This window comes from Collinsella sp. LCP19S3_C9 (assembly GCF_052121575.1).
Taxonomy (GTDB): Bacteria; Actinomycetota; Coriobacteriia; order Coriobacteriales; family Coriobacteriaceae; genus Collinsella.
In genome coordinates, this window is record NZ_JBQKDZ010000008.1 from 31,487 (window position 1) to 47,879 (window position 16,393).

13 protein-coding genes and 1 pseudogene are annotated in these 16,393 nt (G+C 60.8%); 7 read left to right on the forward strand and 7 right to left on the reverse strand.

Annotation, left to right across the window (positions count from 1 at the left end; translation table 11 throughout):
- Nucleotides 1–63: 63 nt before the first annotated feature.
- Entirely contained in the window at nucleotides 64–2,814 is a 2,751-nt protein-coding gene (gene polA / locus ACTQXI_RS05130) for a DNA polymerase I (protein WP_441048622.1), read from the forward strand.
- Nucleotides 2,815–3,090: 276 nt separating this feature from the next.
- On the opposite strand, the gene ACTQXI_RS05135 is transcribed toward polA, so the two are convergent.
- Nucleotides 3,091–3,918 (reverse strand): Cof-type HAD-IIB family hydrolase, encoded by an 828-nt coding sequence (locus ACTQXI_RS05135; RefSeq protein WP_441048623.1) that lies wholly within the window; start codon nucleotides 3,916–3,918, stop codon nucleotides 3,091–3,093.
- A gap of 554 nt (nucleotides 3,919–4,472) precedes the next feature.
- Here ACTQXI_RS05135 and ACTQXI_RS05140 point away from each other — a divergent pair.
- The 4 genes from ACTQXI_RS05140 (at nucleotide 4,473) to ndk (ending at nucleotide 8,443) form a co-directional block, all read left to right on the forward strand.
- Nucleotides 4,473–5,699: an argininosuccinate synthase gene (locus ACTQXI_RS05140; RefSeq protein ID WP_441048624.1), complete on the forward strand. Its 1,227-nt coding sequence runs from the start codon at nucleotides 4,473–4,475 to the stop codon at nucleotides 5,697–5,699.
- A gap of 234 nt (nucleotides 5,700–5,933) precedes the next feature.
- On the forward strand, nucleotides 5,934–6,104 hold the full coding sequence (locus tag ACTQXI_RS05145) for a hypothetical protein (RefSeq protein ID WP_154515301.1): 171 nt from the start codon (nucleotides 5,934–5,936) through the stop codon (nucleotides 6,102–6,104).
- Between the two features lie 118 nt (nucleotides 6,105–6,222).
- Nucleotides 6,223–7,653 carry an argininosuccinate lyase gene (argH, locus tag ACTQXI_RS05150; protein ID WP_441044739.1) on the forward strand — a complete coding sequence of 477 codons (1,431 nt, stop codon included), beginning with the start codon at nucleotides 6,223–6,225 and terminating at the stop codon, nucleotides 7,651–7,653.
- Nucleotides 7,654–8,038: 385 nt separating this feature from the next.
- Complete coding sequence (gene ndk / locus ACTQXI_RS05155; protein WP_055251725.1) at nucleotides 8,039–8,443, forward strand: nucleoside-diphosphate kinase; 405 nt, start codon at nucleotides 8,039–8,041, stop codon at nucleotides 8,441–8,443.
- A gap of 177 nt (nucleotides 8,444–8,620) precedes the next feature.
- Here the strand turns inward: ndk and rpiB are convergent, their stop codons facing one another.
- Entirely contained in the window at nucleotides 8,621–9,088 is a 468-nt protein-coding gene (gene rpiB / locus ACTQXI_RS05160) for a ribose 5-phosphate isomerase B (protein WP_427719257.1), read from the reverse strand.
- Nucleotides 9,089–9,357: 269 nt separating this feature from the next.
- Here rpiB and ACTQXI_RS05165 point away from each other — a divergent pair, with 269 nt between their 5' ends.
- Nucleotides 9,358–10,680, forward strand: coding sequence for an L-cysteine desulfidase family protein (locus tag ACTQXI_RS05165; protein WP_441048625.1), 1,323 nt, complete (start codon nucleotides 9,358–9,360; stop codon nucleotides 10,678–10,680).
- A 354-nt stretch (nucleotides 10,681–11,034) separates the two neighbouring features.
- Here ACTQXI_RS05165 and ACTQXI_RS05170 read toward each other — a convergent pair.
- The 5 genes and pseudogenes from ACTQXI_RS05170 to ACTQXI_RS05190 all read right to left on the reverse strand — a co-directional run.
- A pseudogene (locus tag ACTQXI_RS05170) lies at nucleotides 11,035–11,217 on the reverse strand (helix-turn-helix transcriptional regulator); the annotation flags it as partial.
- A 146-nt stretch (nucleotides 11,218–11,363) separates the two neighbouring features.
- A complete protein-coding gene (locus ACTQXI_RS05175; RefSeq protein ID WP_441031854.1) occupies nucleotides 11,364–11,717 on the reverse strand; it encodes a hypothetical protein in 354 nt (117 codons plus the stop codon).
- A gap of 100 nt (nucleotides 11,718–11,817) precedes the next feature.
- Nucleotides 11,818–12,438: a helix-turn-helix domain-containing protein gene (locus ACTQXI_RS05180; RefSeq protein WP_117762863.1), complete on the reverse strand. Its 621-nt coding sequence runs from the start codon at nucleotides 12,436–12,438 to the stop codon at nucleotides 11,818–11,820.
- Between the two features lie 343 nt (nucleotides 12,439–12,781).
- Nucleotides 12,782–12,973 (reverse strand): Arc family DNA binding domain-containing protein, encoded by a 192-nt coding sequence (locus ACTQXI_RS05185; RefSeq protein ID WP_117734980.1) that lies wholly within the window; start codon nucleotides 12,971–12,973, stop codon nucleotides 12,782–12,784.
- 64 nt (nucleotides 12,974–13,037) lie between these two features.
- A complete protein-coding gene (locus ACTQXI_RS05190; RefSeq protein WP_117734981.1) occupies nucleotides 13,038–14,057 on the reverse strand; it encodes an SPFH domain-containing protein in 1,020 nt (339 codons plus the stop codon).
- A gap of 388 nt (nucleotides 14,058–14,445) precedes the next feature.
- Here ACTQXI_RS05190 and ACTQXI_RS05195 point away from each other — a divergent pair, with 388 nt between their 5' ends.
- On the forward strand, nucleotides 14,446–15,696 hold the full coding sequence (locus tag ACTQXI_RS05195; protein ID WP_427719692.1) for an MFS transporter: 1,251 nt from the start codon (nucleotides 14,446–14,448) through the stop codon (nucleotides 15,694–15,696).
- The last annotated feature ends 697 nt before the right edge of the window (nucleotides 15,697–16,393 follow it).

The following is a 16,393-nucleotide window of genomic DNA, read 5'->3' on the forward strand; positions in this document are numbered from 1 at the left end:
GGGGCGGGGAGCGTGTAAACTGGAGTGAGCAAGCCGTGCCCAGTCCAAAGCGAGGTATTCAATATGTCTGACAAGCGCCGCACCTTTGCCGTTATCGACGGCAACTCGCTCATGCACCGCGCCTTCCACGCCGTGCCGCCGACCATGAACGCGCCGGACGGTCGTCCCACCAACGCGATCTTTGGCTTTCTGAACATGTTTCTTAAGATGATCGATGCCTTTAGCCCCGACGGTGTGGTCGTGGCGTTTGACAAGGGCAAGCCGCGCGTGCGCATGGAGATGCTGCCGCAGTACAAGGCGCAGCGCCCGCCCATGGACCCCGATCTGCATGCGCAGTTTCCCATGATTAAGGAGCTGCTCACGGCGCTCAACGTGCCAATTCTGCAGTCCGAGGGCTGGGAAGGCGACGATATCCTGGGAACCATGGCGCGCCTGGGTGAGGAGGCCGGCTGCGACATGCTGCTGGTGACCGGCGACCGTGACATGTATCAGCTTGTGACCGAGCACGTCAACGTGGTCTCGACTCGCAAGGGCCTGTCCGACGTGGCGATCATGACGCCCGAGAGCGTGGACGACCTGTATCACGGCATTACGCCGGCGCTCGTGCCCGATTTTTACGGCCTGAAGGGCGATACGTCGGACAACATTCCCGGCGTACCGGGCATCGGCCCCAAAAAGGCGAGCGCGCTCATCGCGCAGTACGGCAGCTTGGACGAGGTCATTGCGCATGCTGACGAGGTCAAGGGCAAGATGGGCGAGAACCTGCGTGCACACATCGACGATGCGCTGCTGAGCCGCAAGGTTGCGACCATCCGCACCGATGCACCTGTCGAGCTCGACTTTGACGCGACGTCCTTCCCATCGTTTTCTGCCGATGAGGTGTCCGCGGCGCTGGGCGCACTTGGCATTACGGCCATGCAGAACCGGTTCCTGGCGCTGATTGGCGGCGAGGGCGGGGTCGTGCCCGCTGCCAGCGCGTTCGAGATACCCGCGGTTTCGCGTGCCGCCGCCGGCGATGCTGAGGCACTTGCTGCTGTGGCGGCCGAGATCTCTCGCACGATTGATGCGGGCGAGTGGGTCGCCGCCGTGGTGGACGATGACAAGGAGGAGGGTGCGCTCTTTGGCCTGACGCGTACGCTGTGGCTGGCGACGTCCAAGGGGCTCTTTGCGCTCGAGGAACCCGATGATGGCACGCCTGCCGCTGTTGAGGGCTTCAATTCTGCCCACGGCGTTATCGCTGGCGTGCTCGCGCGCCTGTTTATGGAGGGCCGCGTGGCGAGCCCGGACATGAAGGCGTTGCTGCATGAGCTTTCGCCCATCGATTCTTCTGAGCCCGAGCTCATGGACCCGCTGGCAGTCGATTCCGTGCGCATCTTTGATACCGTGGTTGCCGCGTACCTGTTGGATTCCGACCGCTCCGAGTTTGACGAGGCATATCTGGCCGATACCTATCTGCAGATGGCGCTGCCTGCGGCGCGCGGTGCGGATGGTGCTGGCGAGGACGCTCCTGCTCCTGCTGCCCGTACCGTGGCGTTGACGCTGGCACTCGTGGCGCCGCTTCGCGACCGCATGGCCCGCGAGAACGCCGCCAACGTGTTCGATGGCATTGAGATGCCGCTCGTGCCGGTGCTTGCCAAGATGGAGCGCGCGGGCATGCTCGTAGATCCCGACCGGCTGCGCAGCCTGTCCGAGGGCCTGGCGACCCAGATCACCGAGGTCGAGCGCAGCATTCGCGACCTGGCAGGTGATGAGACGTTTAACATCGGCAGTCCCATGCAGCTCTCGCACGTGCTCTTTGACGTTATGGGGCTTCCGACCAAGGGCCTCAAAAAGACCAAGCGCGGGTACTATTCGACCAACGCCAAAGTGCTGAGCGACCTTGCGCGCGACCACGAAATCGTGCGCCTGATTTTGGACTGGCGTGAGAAGTCCAAGATTAAGTCGACCTATCTGGATACGCTAGGTCCGCTGCGCCGTGGTGACGGTCGCGTGCACACCACGTACAACCAGACCATCACGGCAACGGGTCGCCTGTCCTCGAGCGACCCGAACCTGCAGAACATCCCGACGCGCTCTGAGCTGGGCCGTACCGTTAAGACGGCGTTTTCGGCAGGCGAGGGCAGCGTCTTTTTGGCGGTGGACTACTCGCAGATCGAGCTGCGTCTACTCGCGCATCTCTCGGGTGACGAGCACCTGGTGCGCGCCTTTAACGAGGGCGAGGACTTCCATGCCGAGACGGCCGCGCGCGTGTTTGGCGTTTCCGTGTCCGAGGTAACGCCCGACCTGCGCAGTCGCGCCAAGGCCGTGAATTTTGGCATTGTGTATGGTCAGCAGGCGTACGGTCTGTCGCAGTCGCTGCACATCTCGATGGCCGAGGCGCGTGGCATGATCGATCGCTACTACGAGGCCTACCCGGGCGTGCGCACGTTCCTCGACAACGTGGTGGCGCGCGCCAAGCAGACGGGCTACGCCGAGACCATGTACGGTCGCCGGCGTCATATTCCGGAGCTCAAGGCCAAAAACCCGCAACTCCGTGGCTTTGGTGAGCGTACGGCCATGAATCACCCCATGCAGGGCACCGCCGCCGACATCATCAAGATCGCGATGGCCCGCGTAAGCCGCCGCCTGGAAGAAGAGGGCTTTGCCGCCCACATGATCCTGCAAGTGCACGACGAACTGGACTTTGAGTGCCCCGTCGACGAAGTCGAGCGCCTCACCGCCATGGTCCGCGACGTCATGGAGCACGTAGTAGACCTCCGCGTACCCCTCATCGCCGAAGCCAGCACCGGCATAACCTGGGCCGACGCGAAATAGGAAAGCGCCCACAGTTCCAAAGTAACTAAAGGCAGAAGGGGGCTCCTTGCCAACAAGGAGCCCCCTTCATTCCAAAAAATCAGCCAAGCATCTAGACACCCAAGACGCCATCTAGGCGGCAAGCAAGTCACCCAAGGACCTGGCCGGGCGAGGCGGGTAAGTTTTTCGTAGATTCCGCACGAGCCGGAAAGCACTTAATGTGCTTTCCGAGCGAGCCCAGGACCTGACCGAACGAAAAACTTACCCGCCTCGCCCGGCCAGGTCCGACGAGCAACGTTACCGAGCCGCCAAGATGGCGTCGATGAGCGTCAGTACGCCCCCGTCGTTGTTGCTCGGAATGCGCCACTTGGCGTGCGCATTCATATGCTCCTCGGCATTGTCCACGATAAAGCTATGCCCGACGCGCTCGAGCATAGGGATATCGTTGTAGGTGTCGCCCACGGCGGCGGCACCGGCGATATCGATGCCCAAGTGCTCGCACAGGTGCGCGACGCCGGCGCCCTTGTCGACGCCCAGGTTCATAAAGTCGATCCACTCGCGGCCCGCATTGGTGACGTAGAGCTGATCCGAGAACGCGGGGTTATAGGTCTCGCGGAACGCAGGCTCAGCGTCGTAGGCGGGGAAGAAGATCGAAATCTTGTTGGACTCGAAATCAATGCCCTCAAAGCTGTCGACGTAGTTGATTGTGTTGTAGTAGACGCTGATCTCGTCGTGGTATTGATGGTCGCGGGCAAGCACGTAGAACTCGTCGAAGCAGCACAGGACGGGAACGGCGCGAGAATCCTCCGAGGCACGAGCGAGCACCTGTTGATACAGCGCCACATCGATGTTGCTCTTATAGATATAGTTGCCGCGATATATCACGCACGCGCCGTTATCGGGGCAAAAAGCGATGCGGTTCTTGATGCCCTCGAACATCTCCTCGAGCTTGGGGGCGGGACGTCCACTGGCGGGGCAGAATACGATGCCGGCTTCGGCGAGCTTGTCCAGGCGTTCGTCAAGGCCTTGCGGCAGCACGCGCTCGTCGGTCAGCAGCGTCTTGTCCATGTCGACGGCGATGAGCTTAATGTTTCCGATATTGGCGTCCGATTCGTAAGTTTGCATAAAAGCGAGCCTTTCGTTTCGAAATTGTTTCAGACGTTATAACCAACAACTCGTAACCAGGCGTATTTTCGCAGGAACGGAGCGTATTTGCACTGCATTTCACAAACTAATGAAAAAACTTTTCAGAAATTTGAATTTGTTGCTTGTGCAGCAGGCACTTTAGCGTAATATAGCGACCATCGAAAACGGAGACGGCAAAAGAGCCGCTTACCGAGGAAAAGGTACCGTTTGCGATATTAGAATTGCGCCCGGCGATGTGTGAAAGGAGAGGCAGATGCAGTTCGTACAGATCATCATCACTGCAGACAATGCTCTCCGACGCCAGCGCGCAATTTCCCGACGACGATAACAATCGTCTCTGTCCGCATGGGGCGAATTGCCTCAACAGAGTCATTTTAAGGTCGTTGGGTTTTAGCACGACATTGCTGCATGTTTCTAGGGCATGTATGTGCTGATTTTTGCTATTTAACCTGATATTGCACGGTACGTGACCTTGAAATGACTTGCAACTGACCGATGTTCTAACTAGCTACCAAGGGCGAAAGGAAACAGCCATGAGCAAGGAAAAAGTAGTTCTCGCATATTCCGGTGGTCTTGATACATCCGTATGTGTCAAGTGGCTCCAGGACGAGAAGAATCTCGATGTCGTTTGCGTCTGCGGCAACGTGGGCCAGGAGGAGACCGGCCTGGATGCCAAGAAACAGAAAGCGCTCGACCTGGGCGTTCTTGATTGCCAGGTGCTCGACCTGCGCGACGAGTTCTCCGATGAGTTCCTGACCAAGGCCATCGCCGCAAATTCCATGTACGAGAACAAGTACCCGCTGCTTTCCGCTCTGTCTCGCCCGCTGCTCGCCAAGAAGCTTGTCGAGGTCGCCCACGAGTTTGGCGCGACCTACGTCGCCCACGGCTGCACCGGCAAGGGTAACGACCAGGTTCGTTTTGAGGCTGCCGTCAAGGCCCTCGACCCCGAGCTTAAGGTTATCGCCCCGGTTCGCGAGTGGGATCTGAAGTGCCGTCCCGACGAGGTCGCCTATGCTCACGCCCACAACGTGCCGGTTCCCGAGGGTGCCAACGACAACCCCTATTCCATCGACGACAACCTGTGGGGTCGTGCCATTGAGTGCGGCCACCTGGAGGATCCCTGGAACGAGCCGCTCGACGACGCCTGGGTTATGACCAAGAATCCCGAGGAAACGCCCGACACCCCGACCTACACCGAGATTGAGTTTGAGGCCGGCAAGCCCGTCGCCGTCGACGGCAAGAAGATGAAGCTCTCCGAGATCGTCATCGCCCTCAACAAGATTTCGGGCGATAACGGCTTTGGTCGCCTGGACCTGGTCGAGGATCGTCTGGTGGGCCTCAAGAGCCGCGAGTGCTATGAGGTTCCCGGCGCCCTGACGCTTATCACCGCCCACAAGGCACTCGAGGATATTTGCGTCGAGGGCGATCTGCTCAAGACCAAGATTAAGCTCGAGCAGGATTGGGCCACCGCCGTGTACAACGGCCAGTGGTACAGCCCGCTCAAAAACGCACTCGACGCCTTTATGGCCGATACCCAGAAGTTCGTGACCGGTACCGTTCGTCTGAAGTTCTTTAAGGGCAACTGCCATGTTGTCGGCCGCAAGAGCCCCTTCAGCCTCTATGACTACGGTCTGGCCACCTACGACCGCGACACCACGTTTGACGAGAAGGCCAGCGCCGGCTTTATCGAGATCGACACGCTGTCGCTCAAGACGTGGGCCAAGGTCCAGGGTCCCAGCTCTGCTGCCGCTCAGGCTTAAGTCTTTCTCCCTTGGTATCCGCGCGGCCCATCCGCGTGATACATAACGGGCGCATGGGGTCCCTACCTTTCGTTATGCTTGCTGACACTTCTTAACATCGGTGGCCCCTACATTCCGCCCGCATATATGATGCCGCGTCTGCGGCTGAGTCCGAGCCCCGCCGGGGTTGTCCGGCGGGGCTCCTTCTATCAATTTGGCGGCTCTGCGCCTATATATATCTGAGGAGTATCCATTATGTTCAATGCTATCGCGCATGCTTTACTTGCCCTCGCGCCCGAGTTCGATGCTGCAAAGGTCGAGGATGTCCCTATGAGCCTGAAGGCATGGATTGACGGCTCGGCAAGCAACGGCTGGCGGGAGTCGATGGGCGCCAAGTGCCTGGTGCGTCACTTCTTTGCAAATTAGCCACATGGTCTCGCGCTCGGTGGGGAATGTGCAAAACTAGCGGTTGATAAATCGCTTTAGCGACATGGCGCTTTGCTTTGGGCGCTTGTTTTGGTATTTAGAGAAAGGGGACGGTTCCATGGCTCTTTGGGGCGGTCGTTTTGAGACAGGCGTGGCCGAGGTCACGCAGGAGTTTGGCGCGTCGCTGCCGGTCGACAAACATCTCTATAAGCAGGATATCGCTGGCTCTAAGGCACATGCCAAGATGCTGGCGGCCCAGGGCATTATCAGTGCAAAGGACGAGCAGGCGATTGCCGAGGGTCTGACCGCAATCGAACAGGATATCGATGCCGGCAACTTCACCTTCGATATCAACGACGAGGACATTCATATGTCCATCGAGAGCGAGCTGACCCGTCGCATCGGCGAGGCAGGCAAGCGCCTGCATACCGGGCGTTCGCGCAACGACCAGGTGGCGACCGATACGCGCCTGGGCGTCAAGGCGCTGGCCAAGGAGCTCATGGAGGCCAATCTTGAGCTGCGCCACGTGCTGGTGGATGCGGCCAAACAGTACAACAAGGTGATTCTGCCGGGTTACACGCACATGCAGCATGCTCAGCCCGTGCTGCTGTCGCATCATCTGCTGGCGTATTCTTGGATGTTCGCGCGCGACTTTACACGCCTGAAGGCCGCCTTTGATGCTGCCGACAACTGCCCGCTGGGCGCTGCCGCGCTTGCCGGTACGAGCTATCCGCTCGATCGTCAGATGACGGCCGCCGAACTTGGCTTTGCGGGCGTGATTCCCAACTCGCTCGATGCGGTTTCCGACCGTGATTTCCTCCTCGACCTGCATTACGCCGGCTCCGTCATGGCGATGCACCTGTCGCGTCTTTCCGAGGAGATCGTGCTGTGGTCGAGCTCCGAGTTTGGCTTTATCACGCTCTCCGACTCGTATTCCACTGGCTCGTCCATCATGCCGCAGAAGAAGAACCCCGATTTTGCCGAGCTTATCCGCGGCAAGAGCGGCCGAGTCTATGGCAACCTGGTGCAGCTGCTCGTGACCATGAAGGGCCTGCCGCTCGCCTATAACAAGGACTTGCAGGAGGACAAGGAGGGCGCGCTCGATACCGCCCATACGCTCATGCAGTGCCTGTCCGTTATGGCCGGTATGATCTCGACCTGGACCGTCAACGAGGATGCCATGGCGCGCGAGTGCGGCGTGGGGCACCTTGCCGCCACCGATGTTGCCGATTACCTGGCCAAGCGTGGCCTGCCGTTCCGCGAGGCCCACGCCGTGGTGGGCCATTTGGTCCTGATGTGCGAGAAGCGCGGCTGCAATCTTGAGGACCTGCCGTTTGAGGTGTTCCAAGAGGCAAGCCCGCTCTTTGAGCACGACATTACCGAGGCGCTCGACATCCCGTCGATTGTCGCTGCACGCACGACCGAGGGCGGTACCGCCCCTGCCGCCGTTGCCGTGCAGCTGCAGCGTGCCCAGGCACAACTCGTTGCCGATGAAGGTGTGCTTGGATCGCTGACCAAGGTCGTCGAGATGGGCCACGGGGCAAAGTAAGGGTTTAGTTGAAGCGGCTTTGGCCATTTATTGATAAATCGTTTTTGCTTTTACGGGCGTCTGTTGCTGCGGGCGCCCGTATTTTGTTGTAATGGGGAAGGGGCTTGTCGAGAACTTCTGTAGGACCTTTGGGCAGGTTGTGAAGGGGGTACGTTCACGGGCGGCAACCGACCGTCCGCTCGGTTCGGTGCGGTTGATGCGCGGTCGGATGGTACTCTAATCGGGCTTCGAAACAGAAGTGACACATATGGAACGTTTTAATAAATTGTAGTGTTTCAATAAACAGTTTTTTGTTTAACTGCAGCTAAAACTCTGTTACGATGCAGTCCAGGCGGGTGCCGGAATGGGACTTGGGCACGCGCGAACCTACTTGAAAGGCTACCTTATGGCTATCGAGAAGACCTTCATCATGATTAAGCCCGACGCTGTGCGCGATCGCAAGATCGGCGAGATCGTCGCTCGCATTGAGCGTAGCGGCCTTGTCATCGAGCGCATGGAGATGACCACGCTCGAGCGTGCTACCGTCGAGGAGCACTACGCCCATCTGGCCGACAAGCCCTTCTTTGGCGGTCTCTGCGACTTTATGACGAGCGGTCCGGTCGTCAAGATGGTCGTTTCCGGTCTCTCCGCTGTCTCCAAGATGCGCACCCTTATGGGCGCTACCAATCCGCTTGACGCTGCCCCCGGCACCATTCGCGGCGACTTCGCTGTCGATGTCAACGCCAACGTGATCCACGGCTCCGACTGTCTGGAGAACGCCGAGATCGAGATCAAGCGCTTCTTTGGCTAAACCAGCTTTGACTCCTCAAAGCTGTTAGCGTGTGGCTTTGGCGCCGCGGAATTCCATCCGCGGCGCCCTTTTTATTCCAGTAGATTTCTAGGTATATCCCAAAAATCTACTAAACAGCCCCCGTCCGGATGTGTGTTCCGGACGGGGGCTGTCGTTAACGTATGGTGTTGTAAGTCTTTAGGCCTCGTCGACGACCTTGAGTCCGCGGGTCTGGTCGATCTCGTTGATGAGATTGACGCGACGCTCGTGGCGGCCGCCCTCAAACTCGGCATCGAGCCACTCGTCGACAATCATCTTGGCGAGCTCGGAGCCCACGACGCGGGCACCAAAGGCGAGCACGTTGGTGTTGTTGTGCATGCGGGAGAGCTTGGCGCTGAAGGGCTCGGAGCACACGACGGCGCGTACGCCCTCGACCTTGTTGGCAGCCAGGCTAATCCCGACGCCGGTGCCACAGATGAGGATGCCCAGGTCGACGTCGCCGTTGGCAACGGCCTTACCCACCTTGTAGCCGGCGATGGGGTAGTCAAAGCTCTCGGAGGTGTCGGTGCCAAAGTTCACGACCTCGCAGCCGCGCTCCTTCAGGTGCTCGGAGATGATGTTCTTGAGCTCGACGGCGGCGTGGTCGTTACCGATACCGATCTTCATGGATGCTTCCTCTCTGGTCTGTGCGGCGAGATTGCTAAAGGTTTTACCGCGTTCGACTGCATGATAGCGCGACTTTTGTGTAAACGCTCGGGCGTTTTTTGCTCAAACGCTTTAGCATGCAATAAGACCGGCTTCTCATGAATAATGCCGCTAATTTGTGCTCGAGCGCCGTCTGCCGGAACCATGGTTGTGGTTTTTGATGCATTGTTATCAAATAAAATAGCGAACTATTTTGAGAGCCCAGCCCGTTATACAAGTAGGAGATACCTATGCCTGCCGATTCCTTTCGTGATACCGCGTTTTGCGATGTTTTGAACCGCGAGCTTGTCTGTGCGCTCGGCTGCACCGAGCCCATTGCCGTTGCCTATGCAGCGGCGCTGGCGAGCCAGACGCTCGGCTGCGAACCCGATCATATGGATGTTGCCTGCTCGGGCAACATCATCAAGAACGTAAAGAGCGTGACCGTGCCTAACTCGGGCGGTATGCATGGTATTGAAGCCGCGGCCGTGCTGGGTGCCGTGGGCGGCGACGCCAAGAGCGCGCTCGAGGTGCTCGAGAGTGTTGACGATAAAGACCGTGCTCGCGTGGCCGAGCTCCTCGCCGATGCCGGCTACTGCGATGTGTCGCTTGTCGAGGGCGTGCCCAACCTCTACATCAAGGTGACTGCCACAGCCGGGGGGCATACCGCGGTCGTCGAGATTACCGACCACCACACCAATGTTACGTGCCATACACTCGATGGCATTCCGGTGTGTGGCAAGTCGGCGGGGGAGTGTGCCGCCTGCGCCGAGCGCGTCGTGGCCGAGCGTGCCGCCGATAACGCCGATACGCCCATGTCGATTGAGTCTATCATTGACTTTATCGAGGACGGCGATGTTGAGGGTGCTCGCGCTGCCGTTGAGCGTCAGATCGAGCTGAACGGTGCCATTAGCGCAGAGGGCTTGGCGCACGCTTGGGGCGCCGAGGTGGGCCGTACGCTGCTGGGCGCTCGTGCCGACGACGTCGCCTGCCGTGCGCGTGCGCGTGCCGCCGCCGGGTCTGACGCCCGTATGAACGGCTGTGCGCTACCGGTCGCCATTGTGTGCGGCTCGGGCAACCAGGGTATTACCTGTGCGTTGCCCGTTATGGAATATGCCGACTACCTGCGCTGCGACCACGAGCGCCTGGTGCGCGCCGTGATGCTGTCCGATCTTATTGCTGTGCATATCAAGAGCTATATTGGTGCGCTCTCGGCGTTTTGCGGTGCTATTTGCGCTGCGTGCGGTGCCGGCGCGGCGATTACCTGGCTGTGCGGTGGCACGCGCGAGCAGATCGGCGCGACGGTCTCCAATACGCTCGGTAACGTGGGCGGCATCGTGTGCGATGGCGCCAAGGCAAGCTGCGCCGCTAAGATTTCCGCTGCCGTTGATGCGGCGATTCTGGGCCACGATATGGCCATGCAGGGCCGCGGCTTCCGTGCCGGCGAGGGCCTGATTCAGGATACGGTGGAAGAGACGATCGCCAGCATGGGCTATGTGGGCCGCGTTGGCATGAAGGATACCGACGTCGAGATCCTCAACATCATGATCGGCAAGACCATCGTCGACTGCTAGGGGCTCTGGGGCACTGCATCTTGTTGTTGAAACTATCGCGCTTGTGGCTGTAAAGCACCTGTCTGCATTGCGGACAGCGAGGATCTCGCGGTATGTCACCAGGTCGTTCTCGCGCTTGATGCGCTCGAGGACGGTTGCGACAACAAGCGCCGCTATCGCCGGCAGGAACGCCGCAGCCGCGGCGACGCCGGCGCCCCAGGTGCCCTCCATCCAGTTAAACGCCGGCGACAGTATCAGCGCGAACGCCACCGCCAGCAACGCGAGCATCAGCACGGCCAGCCATAGCATCCGCGTTCCCATGCGCTTGCGATCTCTTTCGACTGCCTCTTCCATAACGGTCACGTCTCCCTTCACGAGCGTGTCTATGGAGGTGCCGAACAGGATGCTCAGCATGAGCAGGCTCTGGACGTCCGGATACGTCTTGTCCCGCTCCCAGTTGCTGATCGTCTGACGCGATACATAGAGCTTCTCGGCAAGTTGCTCTTGCGAGAGGCCCATCGCCTCGCGCCGCGTCTTGATCTGGTTGCTGATGTCCATCGTCACCTCCCGGTCGTGAAGGAGCGTCCCGCGAACACGTAGGGTGCGCTATCGAATCTGTTGTACATCATATGCGGCAAGGCTTGCCGGGCGCTGCAAAAACTGTTTTGCACGGGGTTTACCTGCATGATTGTTGCTGCGATGGCTTAGCGATGTTGTCGAGCAGTCATCCAAGTGTACAGGCCCATGGCGGCGTAGCCGATTGCGGTATAGGCAACCCCATGGAACGCAAGGTCCTGGCTGCCCTCGACCTTGAGGGGAAACAGGACCGCGGGTCCGATTCCGAGCGCCGCGGGTACCCAGAAGAGCGTCCTCGCGGAGTTCGCGGCGAGCAGGCCGAGGGTGATTGCAGTTGCGGGGAGCACGGGGTAGATCAGCGCCATCATGGCGATCATGCCGGCATCGGGTGGGACGACCCTCACCAGGAGGACGGGGATTGCCCAGCAGGCGCCAACGATTGCGATCAATGCGATGAGGGACGCGCGTACGGTGACGTTCATGGGGCACCTCCTAACGGGAATCGCCCCCATTCTGGCATACATCTTCAGAATGGGGGCTAAGGGGGATACCATTTCGGGGAACGGGTGCGTACCCGCGCTTTTAACTCAGCATCTTGGCGAGCATGCCGATGCCGACGCCCACCAGTCCGCCGGCGATGGCGCCGATGATGATCTGCACCGCGTTGCGCGTGCCCTTGACCCAAGGGTTCATCTCGCGCTCACGGCGCCCCTCGAGCGTGTCGCGATCGACCTGCTCGCCGCGGCTAAACGCCAACACCTCGCGGTACGTGACGAGGTCGTGCTGCTTCTTCATGCGTTCCATATACACGAACGCCACGAGCATCACGACGAGCGCCACGGCGGCAAACGCCGCGGTGGGCGCGATGTGCATGCCCCAGCCCCATTCGAACTGGAACGCCGCCCACGCGCTCAGCACCAAAAACACGACCGCACTCACGACCGTGATTGTGGATAGGGCGTTGTACTTCTTGACCGCTTCGTTCATTACCTGTGCCATGGTTTCCACATCTCCTTTGATGAGGGAGTCCACGGTCACCCCGAACACGTTGGAAAGCAGCAGCAGGCTCTGGACATCCGGATACGTACGGCCGCACTCCCAGTTGCTGATGGTCTGGCGCGACACGTAGATGCGCTCCGCCAGATCGTCTTGGGACAGTCCGAGCTCCGTGCGATGCTCCTTGATGTGCGAGCCCAGCTCCATGCGTTTGCTCCCTAGAGGGTCGGGGCGACCCCTGTCGAGAGCCACCATGTCATTGACGCGAGCATCGTACCATCAAAGGTCTTTATATTTGACCCCCACGGGGCAAAATCGAGCTGTCAAAAGGCTTTATATACGACATCTAGCTGGGAAAAGAACGGTCCCCAAAGGCGGATGCCTCCGGGGACCGGTTGGTGCGTATAGAGGGGGCGAGCTTGCTTTGGGTTGGTGTTGGCCCCGCCGTTCGGCTCGACTTTGGAGCGGCGGGGCTCAGCTCTGCCTCGACCGCGGCGCGGGGCGCGGCTTTGTCCCGACGTCGGCAGCGGCCGAGCCCTGTCTTCCCGGCTTAGCCCTCTTCGCCTTTGGGCGTGCCCTTGAACGAGGGCTCTTTCTTCGGCAGCCTTCCCGCGCGTTTGAGGGCGTCTCGCAAGATCCATTCCACCTGACCGTTGGCGCTGCGCATCTCATCGTCCGCCCAGCGTTGGACGGCCTCCCAGATAGCGGGGTCTATACGGAGTGGATACTGCTTGCGTGCCATGACGTGCCTTCTTGTCGAATGTGCAATTTTGCACCCGTCCCCAAATTACTCATTGGTGTTGGGGTTAGTACAGCGAGCCTGCGTTGAGCACCGGGTGCGCCTCGGATTCACCGCAGAGCACCACCATGAGGTTGCTGGCCATCTGCGCCTTGCGCTCGTCGTCGAGCTCGATGGTGCCGCCGGCAGCCATCTCCTTCACGGCCATGTCGACCATGGAGACCGCGCCCTCGACGATCTTCTTGCGTGCGGCGATGACGGCCTCGGCCTGCTGGCGGCGCAGCATCGCCTGGGCGATCTCAGGGGAGTAGGCGAGGTGCGTGAGACGTGCATCGTCGACCTCGACGCCGGCGGGCGCCAGGCGCATCGCGAGCTCGCGGCGCAGGGCTTCGGAGACCTCTTCCACATTGGCGCGCAGCGTGATGGCGCCGGCGGCATCGGACTCGTCCTCCAGGTGGTCGTAGGCGTACACGCTCGCCACGTGGCGCAGCGCCGTCTCGGCCTGCATGGCGACATAGCTCTGGTAGTCGTCGACGTCGAAGAGCGCCTTGGCGGTATCGGCGACGTGCCACACCACGACGGTTGCGATCTCGATGGGGTTGCCCATTTTGTCGTTGACCTTCAGGCGCTCGCCATTCAGGGTGCGCACGCGGGTGGAGATGGTGGTGGGGTTGCCCTTGGCGGCCTTCTGCGCCGCGGCCTTGGCGGCCTTGGAATCACTCATCTCGAGCTCGATCATCTCGCCGATCCCGGCCGATCCGCCCATGCTCTTGCTAAAGAACGGGTTGGCCCAGAAGAAGCCCTCGTCGCGGACGGTGCCCACGTACTTGCCGAACAGGATGCACACGCGCGCCTGGCCGGGCTGCAGCGAGAAGAATCCGTTGAGTGGGATGAACCACAGGCAAAACGCGAGGATGCTGAGGCCGAGCCCCCATCCGTAGACTGCGGGCGCGTCGACGCCGTCGGGCGTGCTCGCGAGCCCGATGGTGCTCCAGATAAAGAGGCCGATGATGGCGATGAGCGCCACCGCCACGGCGACGAGCATGCCGTAGCCCGACTTGGCCTTGAGTTGCTTTTCCACGCTCATTGTGAGTTCCTTTCACGACTGCGCCGGCGTTTGCGTGACGTCCCCGGCGCCGCGCTCCAGATTGCGATGGGGAGGAGGCGAGTCCCCGAGCAGTCCGTGCGACTGCTGATTGCATTGTGATATCACATTGAGACCAAGTCAAGGAGAATCGGATGCCGTCTCTCATGGCATAAGTGGTTCGGGGCGCCCGGCATCTACGCTCCGTAGAGGTCTTCCTGTTGCATCTTGGCTCGCAAGTCCCTATAATAGCTCCACTCACGGCTGAAGGTTTACCTCTAGATTTGGAAAGGGGAGCTGCACCATGCTTGCTTCCATTTGGCTCTAGCCACGGTCGCGTGAGCGACCGGTACTTCGCTGCATGCCACCGATCGCATCAAAGGATTATTCCATGACACAACCGAACCCCTGCGCTTCTTGGAAGCGCTCGCTCGCCATCGTCTGGATCGGCGAGTTCTTCTCCGTGCTCACGAGCTCCATTCTGCAGATGGGTCTCATCTGGCACGTCACCCTCACCACCGGCTCCGCGAGCGCCCTGTCGTTCGTGAGCCTGGCGGCCTTCTTGCCCATGGCGCTCCTCGGCGCCTTCGCGGGCACCATCGTGGACCGCACGTCCATCAAGCGTCTCATGATCGGCGCCGATCTCTTCATCGCGGCCGTGAGCCTCACGCTTGTCTTCGGCTCGCTTCGGGGCGACCTTTCTGTCGCCGTTGTGGCGGCGGTGCTGTTCGTCCGTGCGCTGGGCAGCACGCTCCATACGCCCGCCTTCAACGCGCTCACACCGCTCATCGCCCCGCCCGAGGTGCTCGGCAAGCTGGCGGGCATGCTGCAGTTCATGCAGTCGGGTAGCTATATCATCGGCAACGCCATCGCCGCGGCGGTCTACCCGGCGTTTGGTCTGACTTTCATGATCGCGCTCGATGTCGCCGGGGCGGTGCTCGCGAGCATCGCGGTGGCGACCTCCGGCATCAAGACGCCGGCGCCCGAGCGCCATACGCCCGAGGAGAACGCCGAGGCGTCGCACCGCGCGGTGCGGGCCTTCCTATTGGAGACGGCCAACGGGTACCGCGAGCTCAAACGCCATCACGGTCTGTTCGCCATGCTCTGGATCGGCTTCGCCTTCTCGGTCCTGTTCTCGCCCATATCCGCGCTGTTCCCGCTCATGGTGTTCGACCATTTTGGGGGCACCACTACGCAGTCGGCTATCGCGGAGATCGCGTTCTCGGTCGGCATGATCGCGGCGAGCGGCTGGATCGGGGCGACGGGTGGCCTTAAGAACCGCGCTCTTTCGTGCACGCTGGCCATCGGCCTCATCGGAGCCGCCGCGCTCGCGGGCGGCCTCGTGCCCCCTTCCGCGCTCGTTGTGTTTCTGGGGCTTACGTTCGCGATGGGGGTCTCGAGTCCGCTGTACAGCGCGCCGCAGATGGCGCTCATGCAGGAGCGCGTCGATCCCGAGTGCATGGGCCGCGTCTTCGGTCTGTACGGAGCGGTCTGCAGCTGGGCTATGCCCGTGGGGCTCGTCGCATCGACCTTGTTCGCGGACGCCATCGGCGTAAGCGCGTGCTTCGTGCTCATCGGTGCTGCAATGGTGATCCTAGCAGGCATCACCTGGGCGATCCCGAGCATCCGCAAGATTGGGTAGCGCTCTGGCGGAGTGCGTTTCGTTTCGGACGGCTCGTAGGGTCGCTGCGACGTGAAGGGTGGTCGACGGTGCGCCTGCGAGGGCGCCGTCGACCACCCTTTTGTTTAATTCGTCTGGCCCGGCGCCGATCATCATCTGTTCGCCGGGCGATTGCGATGCCGCCGCTTGCCGATACGCGGCTCCTTACGTTGTGCGCATCCCATCGTTCTGGCAGCGTTTCCTGCAGTTAATCTCCAGAGCTCGAGGCGGTGGCCCCTATGAGTAATCTGCTCGAATCCATTCTGCGCGTCGGTATGACCGTGTTCATCGTCGGCCCGCTCACTGCATGGGTCGCCCGCCGCGGCGCGAGCGAGCGCAGCGAGGCAACGGACAGCCTCGATTGCTTCACGGTGCGCATGCCCGCAGCCATCCGCACGATCATCGCCTGCTGCGCCGTCGCGTTCGAACTGCTCATGCTGGGTGTCTACGTCTGGCAGGGCGTCTCGCTGGGCGAGTGGGACCACGAACTTGTGTGGTTCGGTCATGCCATGGCGCTCGCGGGTATGGCTATCTGGGCCTTGCTGAGCATCCCGCGTATCGACGTGGACGGTGGGCGCATTCTCTCGCGTAACGCCTTCGGCATCCGCAAGGAGACGACGTTTGGCAACATCACCCGTGCAACGCTTCACGCGCAGATGATGAGGATCGACCTGTTCGA